Genomic DNA, 14,752 nt, shown 5'->3' with positions numbered 1-14,752 from the left:
CTTCTCGGTTTTATTTATTCTATCGTTGTAATTTCATTTGAATTATAAATATGGATACCCGATTCTTCACGCAGCGCTGTTATATACATTCCTTTCGCCACATCTTTAGCCGAAATTGGTTTGTACTTTTTAAAAGCCCCTTTAAATATAAACGGAAGAATATGAGATAATTTCTCAGCCATTCTTTCCCCAAAACGAAATTCTTGTCGATTTCCTACTAATAATGACGGCCTGAAAATGTGTATACCACCAATGACTAGCTTTTTCAACTCCTCTTCCATTTTCCCCTTCACTTGCGAGTAAAAGAAAAATGATTTAGGTTTTGCTCCCATTGATGAAATAACAAGAAAATTTTGCACGCCTTGTTTTTCAGCTAAGCAGGCAGCTCGCAATGTATATTCATAATCTACTTTTTTAAAATTCGCCTTCGACTTCGCTTTTTTTATCGTTGTTCCTAAGCAACTAAAAACATCATCTACTGCAAAAAATTCTTTATATTCCTCTAATACTGAAAAATCCACCTGTTTCTGTTGCAATTTCTCATGCTGTAATTGTAATGGTTCCCTTACAAAAATAGTAACCGAATCGTAGTAATCTGAGTCAAGTAATAGTCGTGTTATTTCTTGTCCAACTAACCCACTTGCACCAAGTACTAACGCTGTTCGTTCATTCATATATATACATACCTCTTTATTTACTTTTCTCTCCTTTTGCTGAAAGTCGCTAATAGGAGTTTCCATTTTATCATTTTATCATAAGTAAAGTACTATGCGTAAGCATAGTGCTTTACTTACTCTTTTTTCTTTTCTTTTTCTTCAACTGGTAATTTCGTAATTGTTGTAGCATCCCCTAAATTACTTATTAGTTTTCTTAAAAAAATTAAAACAAAAGATAACGGCAAAACAACCGCAAGTATTAAAAAGATAGCCTCCATAATGTAACCCAAGCGCTCATCCCCTTTTTTCTGCTCCCTCCCAATATATGAAAGTAACATTGTCACATATGCACCAATCATAAAAATTAATACCTTTCTTTTTGACAGATTTATAACAAAATCAAATCGTAATGATTATTATTTATTGCAACTTTCATAAAGATATATTATACTAGGTTCGCAAGCTAAAACGTAATTATTACGTTTTGAATTAAGATGATATTTTTCTTCTATAATTGGGGAAGATATATCCGTAAAAAAAGAAAAGAGGAGAACTTCATGCCTAAAAGATTGACTATATTTTCATTCTTACTTATTTTCACTTTAATTTTTACTGGCTGCTCAAATAAAAAAGAAGATACTGCCAAGAAAGATGGAAAACTAACTGTTTATACAACCATTTTCCCACTTGCTGATTTCGCAAAAAAAATCGGTGGTGATTATGTAAATGTAGAAGCAATTTACCCACCTGGTGCGGATTCTCATACATTTGAACCGAGTCAAAAACAGACTGTAAAAATCGCAAAAGCCGATTTATTCGTTTATAACGGCGCAGAATTAGAACCATTTGCCGAAAAAATGGAAAAATCATTAAAAAAAGAAAACGTAAAAGTTGTAAATGCATCTAAAGATATCGAACTTCGTACTTCATCTGAAGAAGAGCAGCACGATCATGGAGACGGTCATAAAGAAGATGAACATCACCATGATAAAGACCCACACGTTTGGATAGATCCTACTCTGGCGATGAAACAAGCAGAAAAAATTAAAAATGCGCTTGTAGAATTACAGCCTGAACATAAAAAAGAGTTCGAAAAAAACTTCGCAGCACTACAAACAAAATTTACTGATTTAGACGATCAATTTAAAGCTGTTGTTGCAAATGCAAAAACGAAAGAAATATTAGTTTCACATGCAGCTTATGGCTACTGGGAACAACGCTACGGTCTAAAACAAATTCCAATCGCTGGAATTTCAGCGTCTGATGAACCATCTCAAAAACAGCTTGCTGACATTACAAAAACAGTAAAAGAACACGGTTTAAAATATATTTTATTTGAGACATTCTCTACTCCAAAAGTAGCATCAGTTATTCAAAAAGAAACAGGCACAAAAATTTTACGCTTAAATCACCTTGCTACTATTTCTGAGGATGATGCAAAGAACAATAAAGATTACTTCACATTAATGGAAGAAAACGTAAATACTTTAAAAGAAGCAACAAACTAATCAACTATATTTTCTAGGCAGCTGAGTATGTCATTCAGCTGCCTTTTTATGTATTACCCTTGACTTGACCGAAATACCAAGTAAAATTATCCATATTAGCTTTTAAGCTATAATAATTTAGAAGGTGAGTTGGAATTATGAATCTTCACATTTGTGAAGTAACAGCAAAAAATTGGCGTTCAGTTGCTGCTTTAGACGTAGCAAAAGACCAGCAGCAATTTATTGAAAGCAATGCGTTTTCTTTAGCAGAATCATTATATGAAGAAAACGGAACGTCAGTAGGTTTATATGATGGAGAAACACTTATTGGATACGCAATGTATGGCTGGTATTCGAAAAAATATAAAAGCGTATGGCTAGATCGCCTTATGATTGATCAACAATATCAAGGAAAAGGATATGCAAAACGTTTCCTTCGCTTACTCATTCAATTCTTACAAGAAAAATTTGAATGTAAAATAATTTATTTAAGTTTACATCCTGACAACAAACTCGCAATGGGACTATATGAATCATTTGGTTTTCGTTTAAATGGGGATATTGATGACGAGGGTCCAGTTGTAGGTGTTGTAATGGAGTTATTATTAGATGAAAACACAAGCCTGTGAAAACAGGCTTTTTATTATACATTTATTAATGTTACGTTTTCTATCTTTAGTTTCTTTCCCCTATATGCTTCGTTTTGACAATCTAGTATTATCTCAATGAAATGCTCGTTCGATTGAATTAGATGAATCGCTTGATTTTTTAAACGGATAATTATTTCTTTTTCTCCATTTGTAACATCTGAAAATAGAGAACCAATAATGTTCCGATCTTCAATTGTTACTTCTCCATATAATTTCACCGCAATAATTCCCTCGACGCCCTCTTCCACACTATTTGGGTACATATATTTCTCCATATATTCTCTACTCTTTTGATCGTTCATTTGTTGTAGAAAGAATTGAAACGGCATCCCCTTCATTGGCTGTATGTATGCATTTTCCCATGGCATTGTTTTCTTAAATAAATTAAAAAACCACCTAAATTGTAATGGTTTTGGTTTTGTAATTTTAATTCCATCCTTTATCATTTTTTCATACACATTATCTATATTTTCAACATCAATTGCCAGTCCGATTAGTCCTCTATGCCCATCATGATATTTCCGAGTCCAGTCTTGTACCCAGCCACCTCCATCTTCCGTTTTTACCCTTACTAATTCTAAATATTCTTTTCCAATCCATATGTTAGATACTTTAAATCCTTTCGTTCCCTTTCCCCATTTCGGAACATATGGTAGCCCGATAGAATGTACATTTTTAATCATTTCCTTATTTTCTTGTATTTCTTTATTCACATTTACAACAAGGTGATCAATTTTCATATTCTTCCCACCATATTTTTAGTTTTTTAATAGTTTTTCTAATCTATGGATTAATCGAAGTTGCATCGCACATTGTTCATACATATTTTCGAAAATAAGTTTCACATACTCTGGCACATTATCTTTTAATTTTTCTCCTTCTCTCATTTCTTTATAAGTGGATTGTATTTCACTTTTCTGCTCTTCTAAAGCCTCTAAAAATTCTTCTCTCATGCTCTCAACTTCTGACAGGAAAGTTAACGCTGTATATAGATGTTTTGGAAACACAACTGAAGTTTTTTGAAGCGACTCCTTTAGTAACCTTTTAAATTCTTGACTCCCCTTTCCTTGTAATACAATATATCGTTTCCGACCATTTTCCAGTCATTTCAATTGCTTTTACTCGTATTAATTCCTCATTTGCCTTTTTTTTCAGTGCGTGATATATAGAAGCTGGGAAAACCTCTGCCCATTTACTACTTTGGACCATATTTAGAGCCTGTTGTATTTCATAACCAGATAGCGAATCGCTTTTAGTAAGTAGACCAAGAACCATTAGACGCATGATTCCTCACACTCCCTTTTAAAACACTAAAAATTTAGTATCTTTAAACTATTTTAATGCAAATCCCAATAATTAGTAAATAAAAAAATAAGCCTGCGATTTACGCAGACTTATTTCACACACTCTTGAAAATGTTCTTGAAACCATTCTTTATTAATATCTTTTCCGATGAAAACTACTTCACTTACTCGTTTTTCACCTTCTTGCCACTCTCTATCGTATGAAGCAGCAAATAATGTATGTACACCTTGGAAAACGATGCGTTTATCTACTCCATCAATAGATAAAATTCCTTTGTAACGATATAAATACTCCCCTAGCTCTTGAACGACAGCTGACATCCACTCATTCAGTTTTTGTAAATCTAACGGGCGCTCTTCGCGTAATACAAATGATTTTATACCTTCTAGATGGTTATGTTCTTTATGAGGGTAAATTTGTAACGTATCTTTCGTTTTAAATGTTTGTATTTGTAGTAATGATGGAATATCCACTTCACAGTTAGTCGTCTCAATTAATTTTGCAGTTGGATTAATTCCTTGCAGTTCATGTAAGAGATTTTCCTTTTTACTTTCGTCAATTAAATCTAATTTATTTACTAAAACGACATCAGCAAATGCAATTTGTTCTTTTGCTTCTAGTCCCTTTTCAAAATGCTTATGTATATGATAGCTATCTACAACTGTTACAACACCGTTAATTTGGTATGCAGATTGAATAACTGGATCTAAAAAGAACGTTTGAATAATCGGACCTGGATTTGCAAGACCTGTTGTTTCAATTACTAATCCATCAAAGTCCATTTTCCCTTCTGCTTTCACGTCCAGTAATTGTTTTAAAGCAACGAGTAAATCTTCACGTACAGTACAACATAGACAACCGTTTGTCATTTCCATAATTTCTTCTTCAACGTTCATAATTAATTGATTATCAATACCAATTTGCCCGATTTCATTTACAATCACTGCTAATTTCTTACCGTGATCTTCTGATAAAATTCGATTTAATAATGTCGTTTTCCCTGATCCAAGAAAACCAGTTAATATTGTTACTGGAATCATTTCGTACATCTCCTTATAGCTCTATGTTTCTACATTATAGCATATAGAGAAAATCGTTTTTGTAGCAAAACATATTTATTGTATGTACGACCCTGTAACTATATAATAATATGTAGCAAGAAAGCCTTTTCAAAAATATTATTCATTCATCAAGGGGGTACTTATAGTGGAACGAGTTCAAATGGCCGAAACACTAGAATTTTCTCGTATTATTCAAGGTTTTTGGCGTTTAGCAGAATGGAATATGTCGAAGCAGGAGTTACTTTCTTTTATTGAATCCTGTATGGATATGGGGATTACTACTTTCGATCATGCTGATATTTATGGCGGGTATACGTGTGAAGGATTGTTTGGAGAAGCGTTACAACTCAAGCCTTCCTTACGCGAAAACATGCAAATTGTCACAAAATGTGGAATCGCTCCCCCATCACCGAAATTTCCAGAGCGATATGTTGCTCACTACAATACGAGTGCAGAACATATCATAAAGAGCGCGGAGGATTCACTAAAAAACTTACATACAGATTATATTGATGTATTGCTCATTCATCGCCCTGATCCATTTATGGATCCAAATGAAGTAGCAAAAGCGTTCTCACGCTTAAAGAACGAAGGAAAAGTTCGTCACTTCGGTGTATCTAACTTTTTACCTTCTCAATTTAATATGTTAAGTTCATATTTAGATTTCCCGCTCATTACAAATCAAATTGAAGTATCTGCGATGCAGCTGGAACATTTTGAAAAAGGTACGATTGATTTATGCCAAGAAAAACGAATCAATCCAATGATTTGGTCACCTCTTGCTGGTGGAGAAATCTTTACTGGCCAATCAGAACGTGCCGTACGTGTACGTGAAACTTTACAAAAAATTGCTACTGAGCTAGGCGTTGATAGCATCGATACTGTTATGTATGCATGGTTACTTGCTCATCCAGCTAAAATGATGCCAATTGTCGGCTCTGGCAAATTAGATCGAGTAAAAACGGCTACAATGGCAACAAACGTTAATTTAGACCGCCAACAATGGTTTACAATTTTCGAGAGCTCTAACGGTCATCCTGTACCATAATATAAAAAAGAAGAGCTATTTTTTTACAGCTCTTCTTTTTCATATGTATTTCTCGTCATTGCAAATATACACATATCTCTTAAACCATTTCCTTCTACCGCAACACTCGCACTTTCTAAAATCCCCTCTAATTTAAAACCTAATTTCTCAGGTATCGCTCTACTCTTCTTATTTAGAGAATCACAACGAATTTCTACCCGGTTTGCTTTCAGTTCAGTGAAAGCATAATCCGTTATACCTTTTGCAGCCTCTACCATATAGCCCTTTCCACTAAACCTTGAATCAATCCAATACCCGATTTCAAATTGAGGTATATCCCAATTAATACGATGTAATCCGGCAGATGCAATAAATTCACCTGTTTCTTTCAAAAAAACTAGTAATCTCAAATCCTCACGCTGCAAAAATTGAATATGCGATTTTCTAATACTCTCTTCTACTTCTTCCTTTGTTTGCTCTTTTTGTGCAAAGACCATCCAAGGCTTTAATTCTTTCATCGAAGCTTGAATTGCTTCATATACAACTTTACCATCACCTGGTTTTGGCATTCGAATTAAAAGCCTTTCAGTATAAAATTCAGAAGGAAAATCGAATAACAATGGATTCAAAGTAAACACTCCCCATAATTCTTTTATATTTAATAATATCCATCTCAAGGTATACAGTAAAGAACTTTCTGAATTTTATACTTTTGAATCATTCACCTCTACTGCCACACGCACTCCGGATTCAATCGCACCTTGAATCCATCCGTGATACAGCGTTGTATGATCACCAGCAAAGTATATTCTCCCCTCAGGTTTTACAATGACTGGCTGTAATTCAGATTCTTGACCAGCTTGAAAAAGAGCAAATCCTCCAAGTGCATATGGATCTAATGTCCAACTTTTTGATATTCCAGACATGAATTCATCATATACTTGACCACCTAATATTGTTGCTAAATTTTGTAGTGTGTAATAGATACGATCCCCTTTTGATAAACCATCCCATAGTAACGCATCAGATGACCACGTATAACTCCCAAGCATAATAGCTGGTCCTTTTGAACCGATTCCATGACTTGGATAATAGGCGTAACGAATTGGCAAATCAGTTATAATTCTGCCGCCTAATTGCCCTTGTTCTTCCCAAAATCGGTTTTTAAATTGAATTCCTATTTTTGTAGCCGGCATATAATGCAATTCACGAATTGCCTTCCATTTCGCATGAGATATAGAATCAAATGGCTCTACTTCCACAAAACGCATTGTCGAAAACGGAATCGTAACAATAACTAAATCCCCTGTAATACTACTATATTCAAAAGTTTCCTCATTCCGATAGTAAGCTGTCACACCATTATCATGTTGATGTAACCTCATTAATTTTTGATTATATATAATATTTTCTTCTAATTGTGGTAAAAAAGACTTTGGTAATCTATCATTCCCACCTATTATTTCGCAAAATCCACTTTCCTCTTGCATAATGTATAAAAATCGTAACGTCTCAACAAATGACCTTTCCAAAAAACCTTCTAAATCTAATAGAACACCAATCATCTCGATCGTTACCGGTGAAAAATACGTATTATATTGATAAGGATGATACTTTAAAAATTGGCCTGTAGAGTATCTCCCAAAATCCTTTACTACAATATCCCAATTTTTCTCTGGATTTTTTTTAATAAAATTTATAATTGGCTGTACCGCTAATAATAATAGGTCCTCCGACGTTTTCCCCTCTTCGTTCATTTCCACCGGATACTTTAAAATACTTGGGTCCTTTTCATATTGTTTCAACGTTGTTTTCCGACCATTTACGTATATAATATCAGTCTCATTCCTATTAATAAAAGGGCTCACCTGTAGCCCAAACTTTCTTATATATGCCATTGTTAACGTATGTGAATACGGAATTCTCATCGCCCCAACATCTAAGTATAATCCCGTATCTTCCATTCTAACCGTCTCTATGCGACCACCTACACGATTATTTGCTTCAAAAATTTTAACTTGATGTCCTGCATCCTTTAGTAAAGATGCCGAAACTAATCCAGCCATACCAGCTCCAACTACAATAATTTGTTTAGGGAGTGTCGTCTTCGGCAGCCCTTTTTTTATTATTGTTTGTATTTCATCCATCTGTGTATCAAACATTATATCTTTCTGCACAATTCCACCCCTTACTTCATGAAATACGAATTAGTGGTTTAGTGCATTTTATTCATAAATCCCCTTAAACATAACACCATAGCAATTTGAAGATTCATTAAAAATACATATGGTGTAGCCCTCCCTCTTCTACATGCTTCATACAATAAATATATATAGTAACTGTAGAGAAAGGATGGATACACATGAAACGTACTTACGACTATCATGCTACAAAAAAACATTTAGAATTAAAGAAAGAACAGCTTTGTAAAAAACTCACTAGCGTTAAACTAACTGAAGAAGAACGCAAGCAAATATATTTAGAAATTGATAACTATGACTATATATTAAACTTAGTCGAAATGAATCATTATGAACGAGGGTTCTCTCATTAAAAGCGGAGAAAAAATTATCCACTTTTCCTTTTGAGCATTTCATTACTCATTTTTCATAAGTAAATATATAATAGGATGTACATTAAGATTGAGAGGTATATTCTATGATAAAATTAAGTGTATTAGACCAATCACCTATTTCAGATGGTAGCACAGCAGTTGAAGCTTTTTCACATACAGTAACACTTGCACGAGAAGTTGAAAAATTAGGATTTACTCGTTTTTGGGTATCCGAGCACCATAATTCAGTTAGCTTAGCTGGTTCAAGTCCAGAAATACTCATTTCACATATTACCGCGAAAACTGATCGTATTAGAGTTGGTTCCGGTGGTGTTATGTTGCCACATTATAGTCCATATAAAGTGGCTGAGAATTTCCGCGTTTTAGAAGCACTTTATCCAAACCGCATCGACCTTGGTGTCGGGAGAGCACCTGGTGGTATGCCGATAGCAACTCGCGCACTTCAAGAAGGTAAAATGGTCTCACTTGATCAATATCCAGAACAAATTGCAGATGTTGCTATGTACTTACATGATCAAGTACCAGAAAACCATCATTATGCCAACTTAAAGGCTACTCCAGTTATCACAACATCTCCTGAAATGTGGATGCTCGGTTCTAGCGGAGAAAGTGCAATGATTGCCGCAAAGCAAGGCGCTTCTTTTGCATTTGCACAGTTCATTAACGGATACGGTGGCCCTGAAGTTATGAAGGCTTATCAAGAACAATTCCACCCTTCCTTTTTAGGTGACAAACCACAATCAATCGTATCTATTTTTGTTATTTGCGGAGAAACAAATGAAGAAGCGGAGAAGATTGCATCAAGCCTTGATTTATCGATTTTACTATTAGAACAAGGAAAACGGACTACTGGTACTCCTTCTATTGAAACTGCTCAAAATTATTCGTATAGTGCTTATGATCTATTCCGCATAAAAGAAAATCGTCAACGTATGATCGTCGGTGATCCGTCTTCTGTGAAAGAAAAAATATTAAACTTAAGCAAAGCCTACAATACTGAAGAGTTTATGATTGTCACAATCACTCATCAATTTGAAGATAAATTAAACTCTTATCGCCTATTGGCAGACGTTTTTAATTTATAATAGCGAAAGGGAGATACATCACATATGATGCATCTCCCTTTCTTACTATATATTATTTTTTCTCCCTATATATTCAATAGCTTCTTTTAATAACTCATCAAAATTATTAGGGTAATCATGTTTTAAGTTAGGTACAACTTTATACTTATGTTCTATATTTTTATCCTTTAATAACTTTACAAATTGCTCCGTCCCTTCAAAGCAATCTTCATCTTGATCCCCGCATAATATATATCCCTTTATGCTTTTATCCTGTAATCTATCTAATAGTTTGTCCCATTCTTCAATTTCTGGAAGCCAAGGTGCCACAAAAATAAAACCGTTCACTTCTATTTCACCTTGTAACATGGAATGTAACGCTACTCTTGCCCCAGCAGAAAAGCCACCAATAATAATATTTTCAAATGTATTATTCAATATAATCTTATTGTAATGTCCTTTTAACTCTTCTCTTCCTCTTTCTATATTATCCCAAACATATCCATCTGAAAATTGAATTTGGGAAGATTGAGGCAATGCTAGCATAAAACCTTGTTCCATTACAGAGTTCCAATATGGTTCTATTATTTGTACATTTTCTTGATCCCCATGCAGTGTTATTAGTAGATTTTCATTTTGTTTGCTGTATGTATATTTCACATCTGCTTGTTCCGATTTCTTTGCTAAATCTTCTCTTTCTTTACATAATTGAACCATTCTATGAAACTCTTCAAATTTATGTAGTGGTTTTAAATCATCATCGGAAATTAAATACTCACTTCCGTACCAGAATCCATTTTCTATAATTGCTTTCTTCATTAAATGCAACGCTTCTTCTTCAAGTCCTGCTGCACTTGCTAATGCATATTTAAAATTATATATTTGTGCTTCATTACCCATTACATCTTTAGCGTTTTTCATTATGTAAGAGTACGCTTCGAGACTACCTTTATTTGCATAACAATCTAACGTTTCATTTAATAACTTAATATAAGTCATACTATTTTTCATATTGAAATTCCCCCGTAACCTTTTATAATAATTGTTTCTCCAATATTCCTATCATTCTAGGGTCACGGTATAAGTAGGTGAATTCTACAATTCAACTTAACAATACCTGATTCTCAGAATGATATTTAATAATTAATGTATGTATACGCATAATACACCACTCCTTCCTATTCACTAATTGTAGTATAAAGTTAAATAGACTGAAAAATCAATATTTTGATAACAAAAAAAGACAACAATATATTATTGTTGTTTTCATCCCATTTATCCACCATTCTTTTTTTTCTTGTCTGGTTTACTTGAAACTAAATAATGCTTTTCTGAAATATATAAGTTTCTTTTTAATATACGATTTAAATATGGTCCTAATTTCACTCCGCATATGAGGCGATCTTCACTACCTTCAACAATTGGGAACATTTCTTTTTCTGTTACATATTGATCTACGGCCTTTTGTACGATATCAATTTCTTTAACTAGGTTTAAATTTTCTTCTGTATGTTCAAATACCTCAAGCGTTTCCTTCGTTATCAGAAAAAAATTTGTTGGAAATGCAGGTAAATAGGGCTTTAACAAATCATAATTTACTGTGTAATCATCATTTACTAAGACTGTATAAACGATATTAGCATTCGTTTCTAGAAACTTAGCCATCGCTTGTTCTAATTCGTCTTTCGTAATTTCCCTATCTTCTTTTCCAGTTTTGAAAAAGCGAAACATCGTATCGCCTCCTTTTTACTATATTATAGCATAAAAGAAAACTGAAAAATTATAAAAAACTCTATTGAAAGAATTTTTCGATAGAGTTTTTCTTTAATCAATTTATGTTTATTTTAAGAATGCACTTAACATCCATACATGTTGTTCTAATGTCGTATGAATTGCTAATAACATATCAGCTGACGTTTCATCACCAGCTTCACCAGCTACTTCCATACCTTCTTTTAATTCTTGAATAAGTGCAGAAAAATCGTTTACTAAAGTTTGGACCATTTCTTCTGCAGACTCTTTGCTTGTCCCTTCGATTACAGTTGAAGTTGCTAAATACTCTTTCATTGTCGCTAACGGTTTTCCTTCTAACGCTAAAATACGCTCTGCTAACTCATCAATGTAAGTCCCTGCTTCATTATAAAACTCTTCAAATTTCTCATGTAATGTAAAGAAGTGTGGCCCTGTCACATACCAGTGATAATTATGCAGTTTCACATATAATACATTCCAGTTTGCTACCTGCTTGTTTAATACTTCAACAACATTTGTTTTCGTACTCATACAATCCACTCCTCTTATCATTTTATAATTATTATCTTTTAATAACCTAATTACATTTTACCATACATTTCCTACTCTTTCGAATGAACAGCTTATATGTAACAAAGTTTTAACACCCTTAATATTTCCCTAATATCAAATAATTCATGTATTCATTCAGTTACTTCCTATGTCTAATTGTCCAAGCTCACACATATGCATAATAGTAAGTCAAGCTCATCATAGAAGAAAGAGGGATAACATGGACAATCAACAATGGCAAGTAGCAAAGAAAGTCGCCGCTACTTATATCGGAACTGTCGTTGGAGCTGGATTTGCTACTGGGCGAGAAATTGTTGAATTTTTTACAGTTAACGGATTGTACGGGACCATTGGCATATGTATAAGTGGATTTTTTTTTATTTGGCTCGGTACAAAGATGATGTTACTTTCATCACAAATCGGGGCATTCTCAGCGCAAGAATTTAACAAATATTTATTTGGGGATGTATTTGGAAATGTCGTAAATACTTTATTATTACTCGTATTATTTGGCGTAACGAGCGTTATGTTATCAGGAGCCGGGGCAGTATTTGAAGAACAACTCCGTCTCCCGAGACAACTTGGCATTTTCATCACAGTCATCGCCTGCCTCATTATTGGGAGCCGGGGATTACAAGGTGTTTTTGAAGTGAATACACTTGTCGTACCTATTATGATGATTTTTATTATCGGACTTGCTATTACAACCTTTATTCATGATACAACTCCTATTATTGACACCGTTCCTACAGAAAGTTGGAATATGAAATGGATTACTAGCCCTATTACATATGTCGCATTAAATCTTTCTCTCGCCCAAAGTGTTCTCGTCCCATTGGCCAGTGAAGTAAAAGATCGAAAAGCTATTTTATGGGGTGGTATTTTAGGAGGCGCGGGGCTTTGCTTTATTTTATTATGTAGCCATTTAGCAATATTATCAGTTGAACAATTTTATCAATATAACATCCCAATGGCTGAAGTTGTAAGAAGGTTTAATGCAACTTTCCATTTTTTCTTTGTTCTTATCATTTTTGGTGAAGTATTCACAACATTAGTTGGGAATATATTCGGAATGACAAAACAAATGCAATCCATTACCGGATGGAAAAGTAATAACATTATTTACTTCATATTACTAATTAGTTATTGCTTTAGTTTCATCGGATATAGTGAATTACTTCATATTCTATATCCTATTATCGGTTGGGTGAGCATCATTTTACTACCGATTATTGCCTTTAAACAACTTCAAAAAACATGAAAAAACATCCGTGTATACGGATGTTTTTTCATGTTCATTCACAGTCTTCACATACTTCCCAGTACGGCCCCATTTCTACTGCAAGGTATGGCTTTAATTGCAAACGAATCATTCGGCTTGGCATGCGTTCTAATACGAATTGAATGCCGTCTTCCTCTTCATCTAACTCAACTTTTGAAATAGCAATTCTTTGCATAGTAGTAATGGGGCTTCCATCTTTATATAAAGTGATTTTCACCTCATCATACTCATTAAAATACAATTCAACATTCATTTGCTTTTTTAACATTTCATCAACAATTTCATATTTATCATTTTGTTCCTGGATTATATATTTCCAGCCGCCTCTATCCAATTCTATCGGAGCAGCTTGGAATAATGTCATCAAATCCTCGTATAGCATAAGATAACCCCTCTCTTACTAAAAAACGATGAGTATTTTATATACCCTTTATCTCTATCACTATCCATGTTTATTGTACCATATATCACGAATCTTACCGCATTCATTTGCTTCATAAGCACATACAAAACATATAGTATTTTCAATTCATTCTCTACTTACTAGTATGTCTCTTTACTTGCAACTTATTTCTTACCTCATTTCTTTTCTATTCCCCCTAAACCTTTAGGAATCTATAAAAAAAAGAGTGATTCATATCACTCTCCCTCAAAAGAATTTTCCTGTGGCTGCTAATGCTAATACTATAATTAAACTTGCAAATAATAGCGATACAATTAAACTGAAAATTGGCAATAATTTCTTTTCATTCTTCTTAGATAATAGCCTTAAACTAAGAATGATGTTTAATGGTACAAATGCAAAATAAAAATATTTAACGATTTGTAATGAGCTATTTGAAAGTGTTTTAAATACAAACACTTCAATTAAAAAAACAACAAAGAATAAAACGCTTAACCAAAACGAGACATAACTAAGCCAAGAATGCCTTTTCGTTCCCCAATACACTCCCATAATAATCTCCTTTATACGTAGTCTATATGGTATTGATTATACACCCACTTAACAAATTCCTCTATTTTTCGACAAACATTAAATAAAGTGAAACTTTATTTAATATTTGTGGGGTACGGAAACGATTCTAGGGATGAGGGGCCACTCTGAGTTTTCAGATATCCCGGGATTGAAAGCGGTAATTCTAATGATTGCAAGGTAAGAGTGCATCTTCATTTCCCCCTAATAGTCTACCTCAACCCGATAATATAAAAGAAGGTAAATTAACTATAGTTATAAATATCATTATTAATAGCTTTGAATGGTTTTTAGTTTGTACAAGCATAATACGGGCCACCTACGGAAATAGGTGGCTTTTTTAACGCATAAAGAAAAGACACTCAAAT

At 33.7% G+C, this 14,752-nt stretch carries 17 protein-coding genes and 1 pseudogene; 6 read left to right on the top strand and 12 right to left on the bottom strand.

Going from position 1 to position 14,752, the window contains the following annotated elements; all coding sequences use genetic code 11:
* Positions 1-14 precede the first annotated feature (14 nt).
* Together FT637_RS25165 and FT637_RS25160 are read right to left on the bottom strand one after the other, a co-directional pair.
* Positions 15-674, bottom strand: a complete 660-nt coding sequence (locus FT637_RS25165; RefSeq protein WP_193648616.1) for an oxidoreductase — start codon at positions 672-674, stop codon at positions 15-17.
* 116 nt (positions 675-790) lie between these two features.
* Positions 791-1,015, bottom strand: coding sequence for a hypothetical protein (locus FT637_RS25160; RefSeq protein ID WP_002118555.1), 225 nt, complete (start codon positions 1,013-1,015; stop codon positions 791-793).
* A 198-nt stretch (positions 1,016-1,213) separates the two neighbouring features.
* Here FT637_RS25160 and FT637_RS25155 point away from each other — a divergent pair, with 198 nt between their 5' ends.
* Positions 1,214-2,164, top strand: coding sequence for a metal ABC transporter substrate-binding protein (locus tag FT637_RS25155; RefSeq protein ID WP_193648615.1), 951 nt, complete (start codon positions 1,214-1,216; stop codon positions 2,162-2,164).
* 137 nt (positions 2,165-2,301) lie between these two features.
* Positions 2,302-2,772, top strand: a complete 471-nt coding sequence (locus FT637_RS25150; RefSeq protein ID WP_193648614.1) for a GNAT family N-acetyltransferase — start codon at positions 2,302-2,304, stop codon at positions 2,770-2,772.
* Between the two features lie 14 nt (positions 2,773-2,786).
* On the opposite strand, the gene FT637_RS25145 is transcribed toward FT637_RS25150, so the two are convergent.
* The 3 genes and pseudogenes from FT637_RS25145 to FT637_RS25135 form a co-directional block, all read right to left on the bottom strand.
* Entirely contained in the window at positions 2,787-3,533 is a 747-nt protein-coding gene (locus FT637_RS25145; protein WP_193648613.1) for a VOC family protein, read from the bottom strand.
* A gap of 18 nt (positions 3,534-3,551) precedes the next feature.
* Positions 3,552-4,077: pseudogene (locus FT637_RS25140) on the bottom strand (PadR family transcriptional regulator).
* A 110-nt stretch (positions 4,078-4,187) separates the two neighbouring features.
* Positions 4,188-5,138, bottom strand: a complete 951-nt coding sequence (locus tag FT637_RS25135) for a CobW family GTP-binding protein (RefSeq protein ID WP_193648612.1) — start codon at positions 5,136-5,138, stop codon at positions 4,188-4,190.
* Positions 5,139-5,304: 166 nt separating this feature from the next.
* Here FT637_RS25135 and FT637_RS25130 point away from each other — a divergent pair, with 166 nt between their 5' ends.
* The gene (locus FT637_RS25130; protein ID WP_193648611.1) at positions 5,305-6,207 is read left to right on the top strand and encodes an aldo/keto reductase; all 903 of its coding nucleotides are present in this window, start codon (positions 5,305-5,307) and stop codon (positions 6,205-6,207) included.
* A 23-nt stretch (positions 6,208-6,230) separates the two neighbouring features.
* On the opposite strand, the gene FT637_RS25125 is transcribed toward FT637_RS25130, so the two are convergent.
* Together FT637_RS25125 and FT637_RS25120 are read right to left on the bottom strand one after the other, a co-directional pair.
* Entirely contained in the window at positions 6,231-6,815 is a 585-nt protein-coding gene (locus tag FT637_RS25125; protein WP_193648610.1) for a GNAT family N-acetyltransferase, read from the bottom strand.
* 75 nt (positions 6,816-6,890) lie between these two features.
* Complete coding sequence (locus FT637_RS25120) at positions 6,891-8,363, bottom strand: flavin monoamine oxidase family protein (protein WP_193648609.1); 1,473 nt, start codon at positions 8,361-8,363, stop codon at positions 6,891-6,893.
* A gap of 185 nt (positions 8,364-8,548) precedes the next feature.
* Between FT637_RS25120 and FT637_RS25115 the strand changes: the two genes are divergently transcribed.
* Positions 8,549-8,740 carry a DUF3896 family protein gene (locus FT637_RS25115; RefSeq protein WP_193648608.1) on the top strand — a complete coding sequence of 64 codons (192 nt, stop codon included), beginning with the start codon at positions 8,549-8,551 and terminating at the stop codon, positions 8,738-8,740.
* 104 nt (positions 8,741-8,844) lie between these two features.
* Positions 8,845-9,846: an LLM class flavin-dependent oxidoreductase gene (locus FT637_RS25110; RefSeq protein WP_193648607.1), complete on the top strand. Its 1,002-nt coding sequence runs from the start codon at positions 8,845-8,847 to the stop codon at positions 9,844-9,846.
* 45 nt (positions 9,847-9,891) lie between these two features.
* On the opposite strand, the gene FT637_RS25105 is transcribed toward FT637_RS25110, so the two are convergent.
* From FT637_RS25105 to FT637_RS25095, 3 genes are all read right to left on the bottom strand, one after another.
* Positions 9,892-10,836, bottom strand: a complete 945-nt coding sequence (locus tag FT637_RS25105) for an alpha/beta hydrolase (protein ID WP_193648606.1) — start codon at positions 10,834-10,836, stop codon at positions 9,892-9,894.
* Positions 10,837-11,100: 264 nt separating this feature from the next.
* Positions 11,101-11,556: a DUF3939 domain-containing protein gene (locus FT637_RS25100; protein ID WP_193648605.1), complete on the bottom strand. Its 456-nt coding sequence runs from the start codon at positions 11,554-11,556 to the stop codon at positions 11,101-11,103.
* Positions 11,557-11,664: 108 nt separating this feature from the next.
* Entirely contained in the window at positions 11,665-12,108 is a 444-nt protein-coding gene (locus FT637_RS25095; protein ID WP_002200786.1) for a Dps family protein, read from the bottom strand.
* A gap of 241 nt (positions 12,109-12,349) precedes the next feature.
* On the opposite strand from FT637_RS25095, the gene FT637_RS25090 reads away from it, so the two are divergent.
* Complete coding sequence (locus tag FT637_RS25090; protein ID WP_193648604.1) at positions 12,350-13,390, top strand: hypothetical protein; 1,041 nt, start codon at positions 12,350-12,352, stop codon at positions 13,388-13,390.
* A gap of 34 nt (positions 13,391-13,424) precedes the next feature.
* On the opposite strand, the gene FT637_RS25085 is transcribed toward FT637_RS25090, so the two are convergent.
* Positions 13,425-13,793 (bottom strand): DUF3979 family protein, encoded by a 369-nt coding sequence (locus FT637_RS25085; RefSeq protein WP_193648603.1) that lies wholly within the window; start codon positions 13,791-13,793, stop codon positions 13,425-13,427.
* A 267-nt stretch (positions 13,794-14,060) separates the two neighbouring features.
* Positions 14,061-14,366 carry a hypothetical protein gene (locus tag FT637_RS25080; protein ID WP_193648602.1) on the bottom strand — a complete coding sequence of 102 codons (306 nt, stop codon included), beginning with the start codon at positions 14,364-14,366 and terminating at the stop codon, positions 14,061-14,063.
* Positions 14,367-14,752 lie beyond the last annotated feature (386 nt).

The sequence above is a fragment of the Bacillus cereus genome, from assembly GCF_015071065.1.
Classification (GTDB): Bacteria; Bacillota; Bacilli; order Bacillales; family Bacillaceae_G; genus Bacillus_A; species Bacillus_A cereus_BA.
This window is presented reverse-complemented; position numbering and strand designations above follow the sequence as displayed.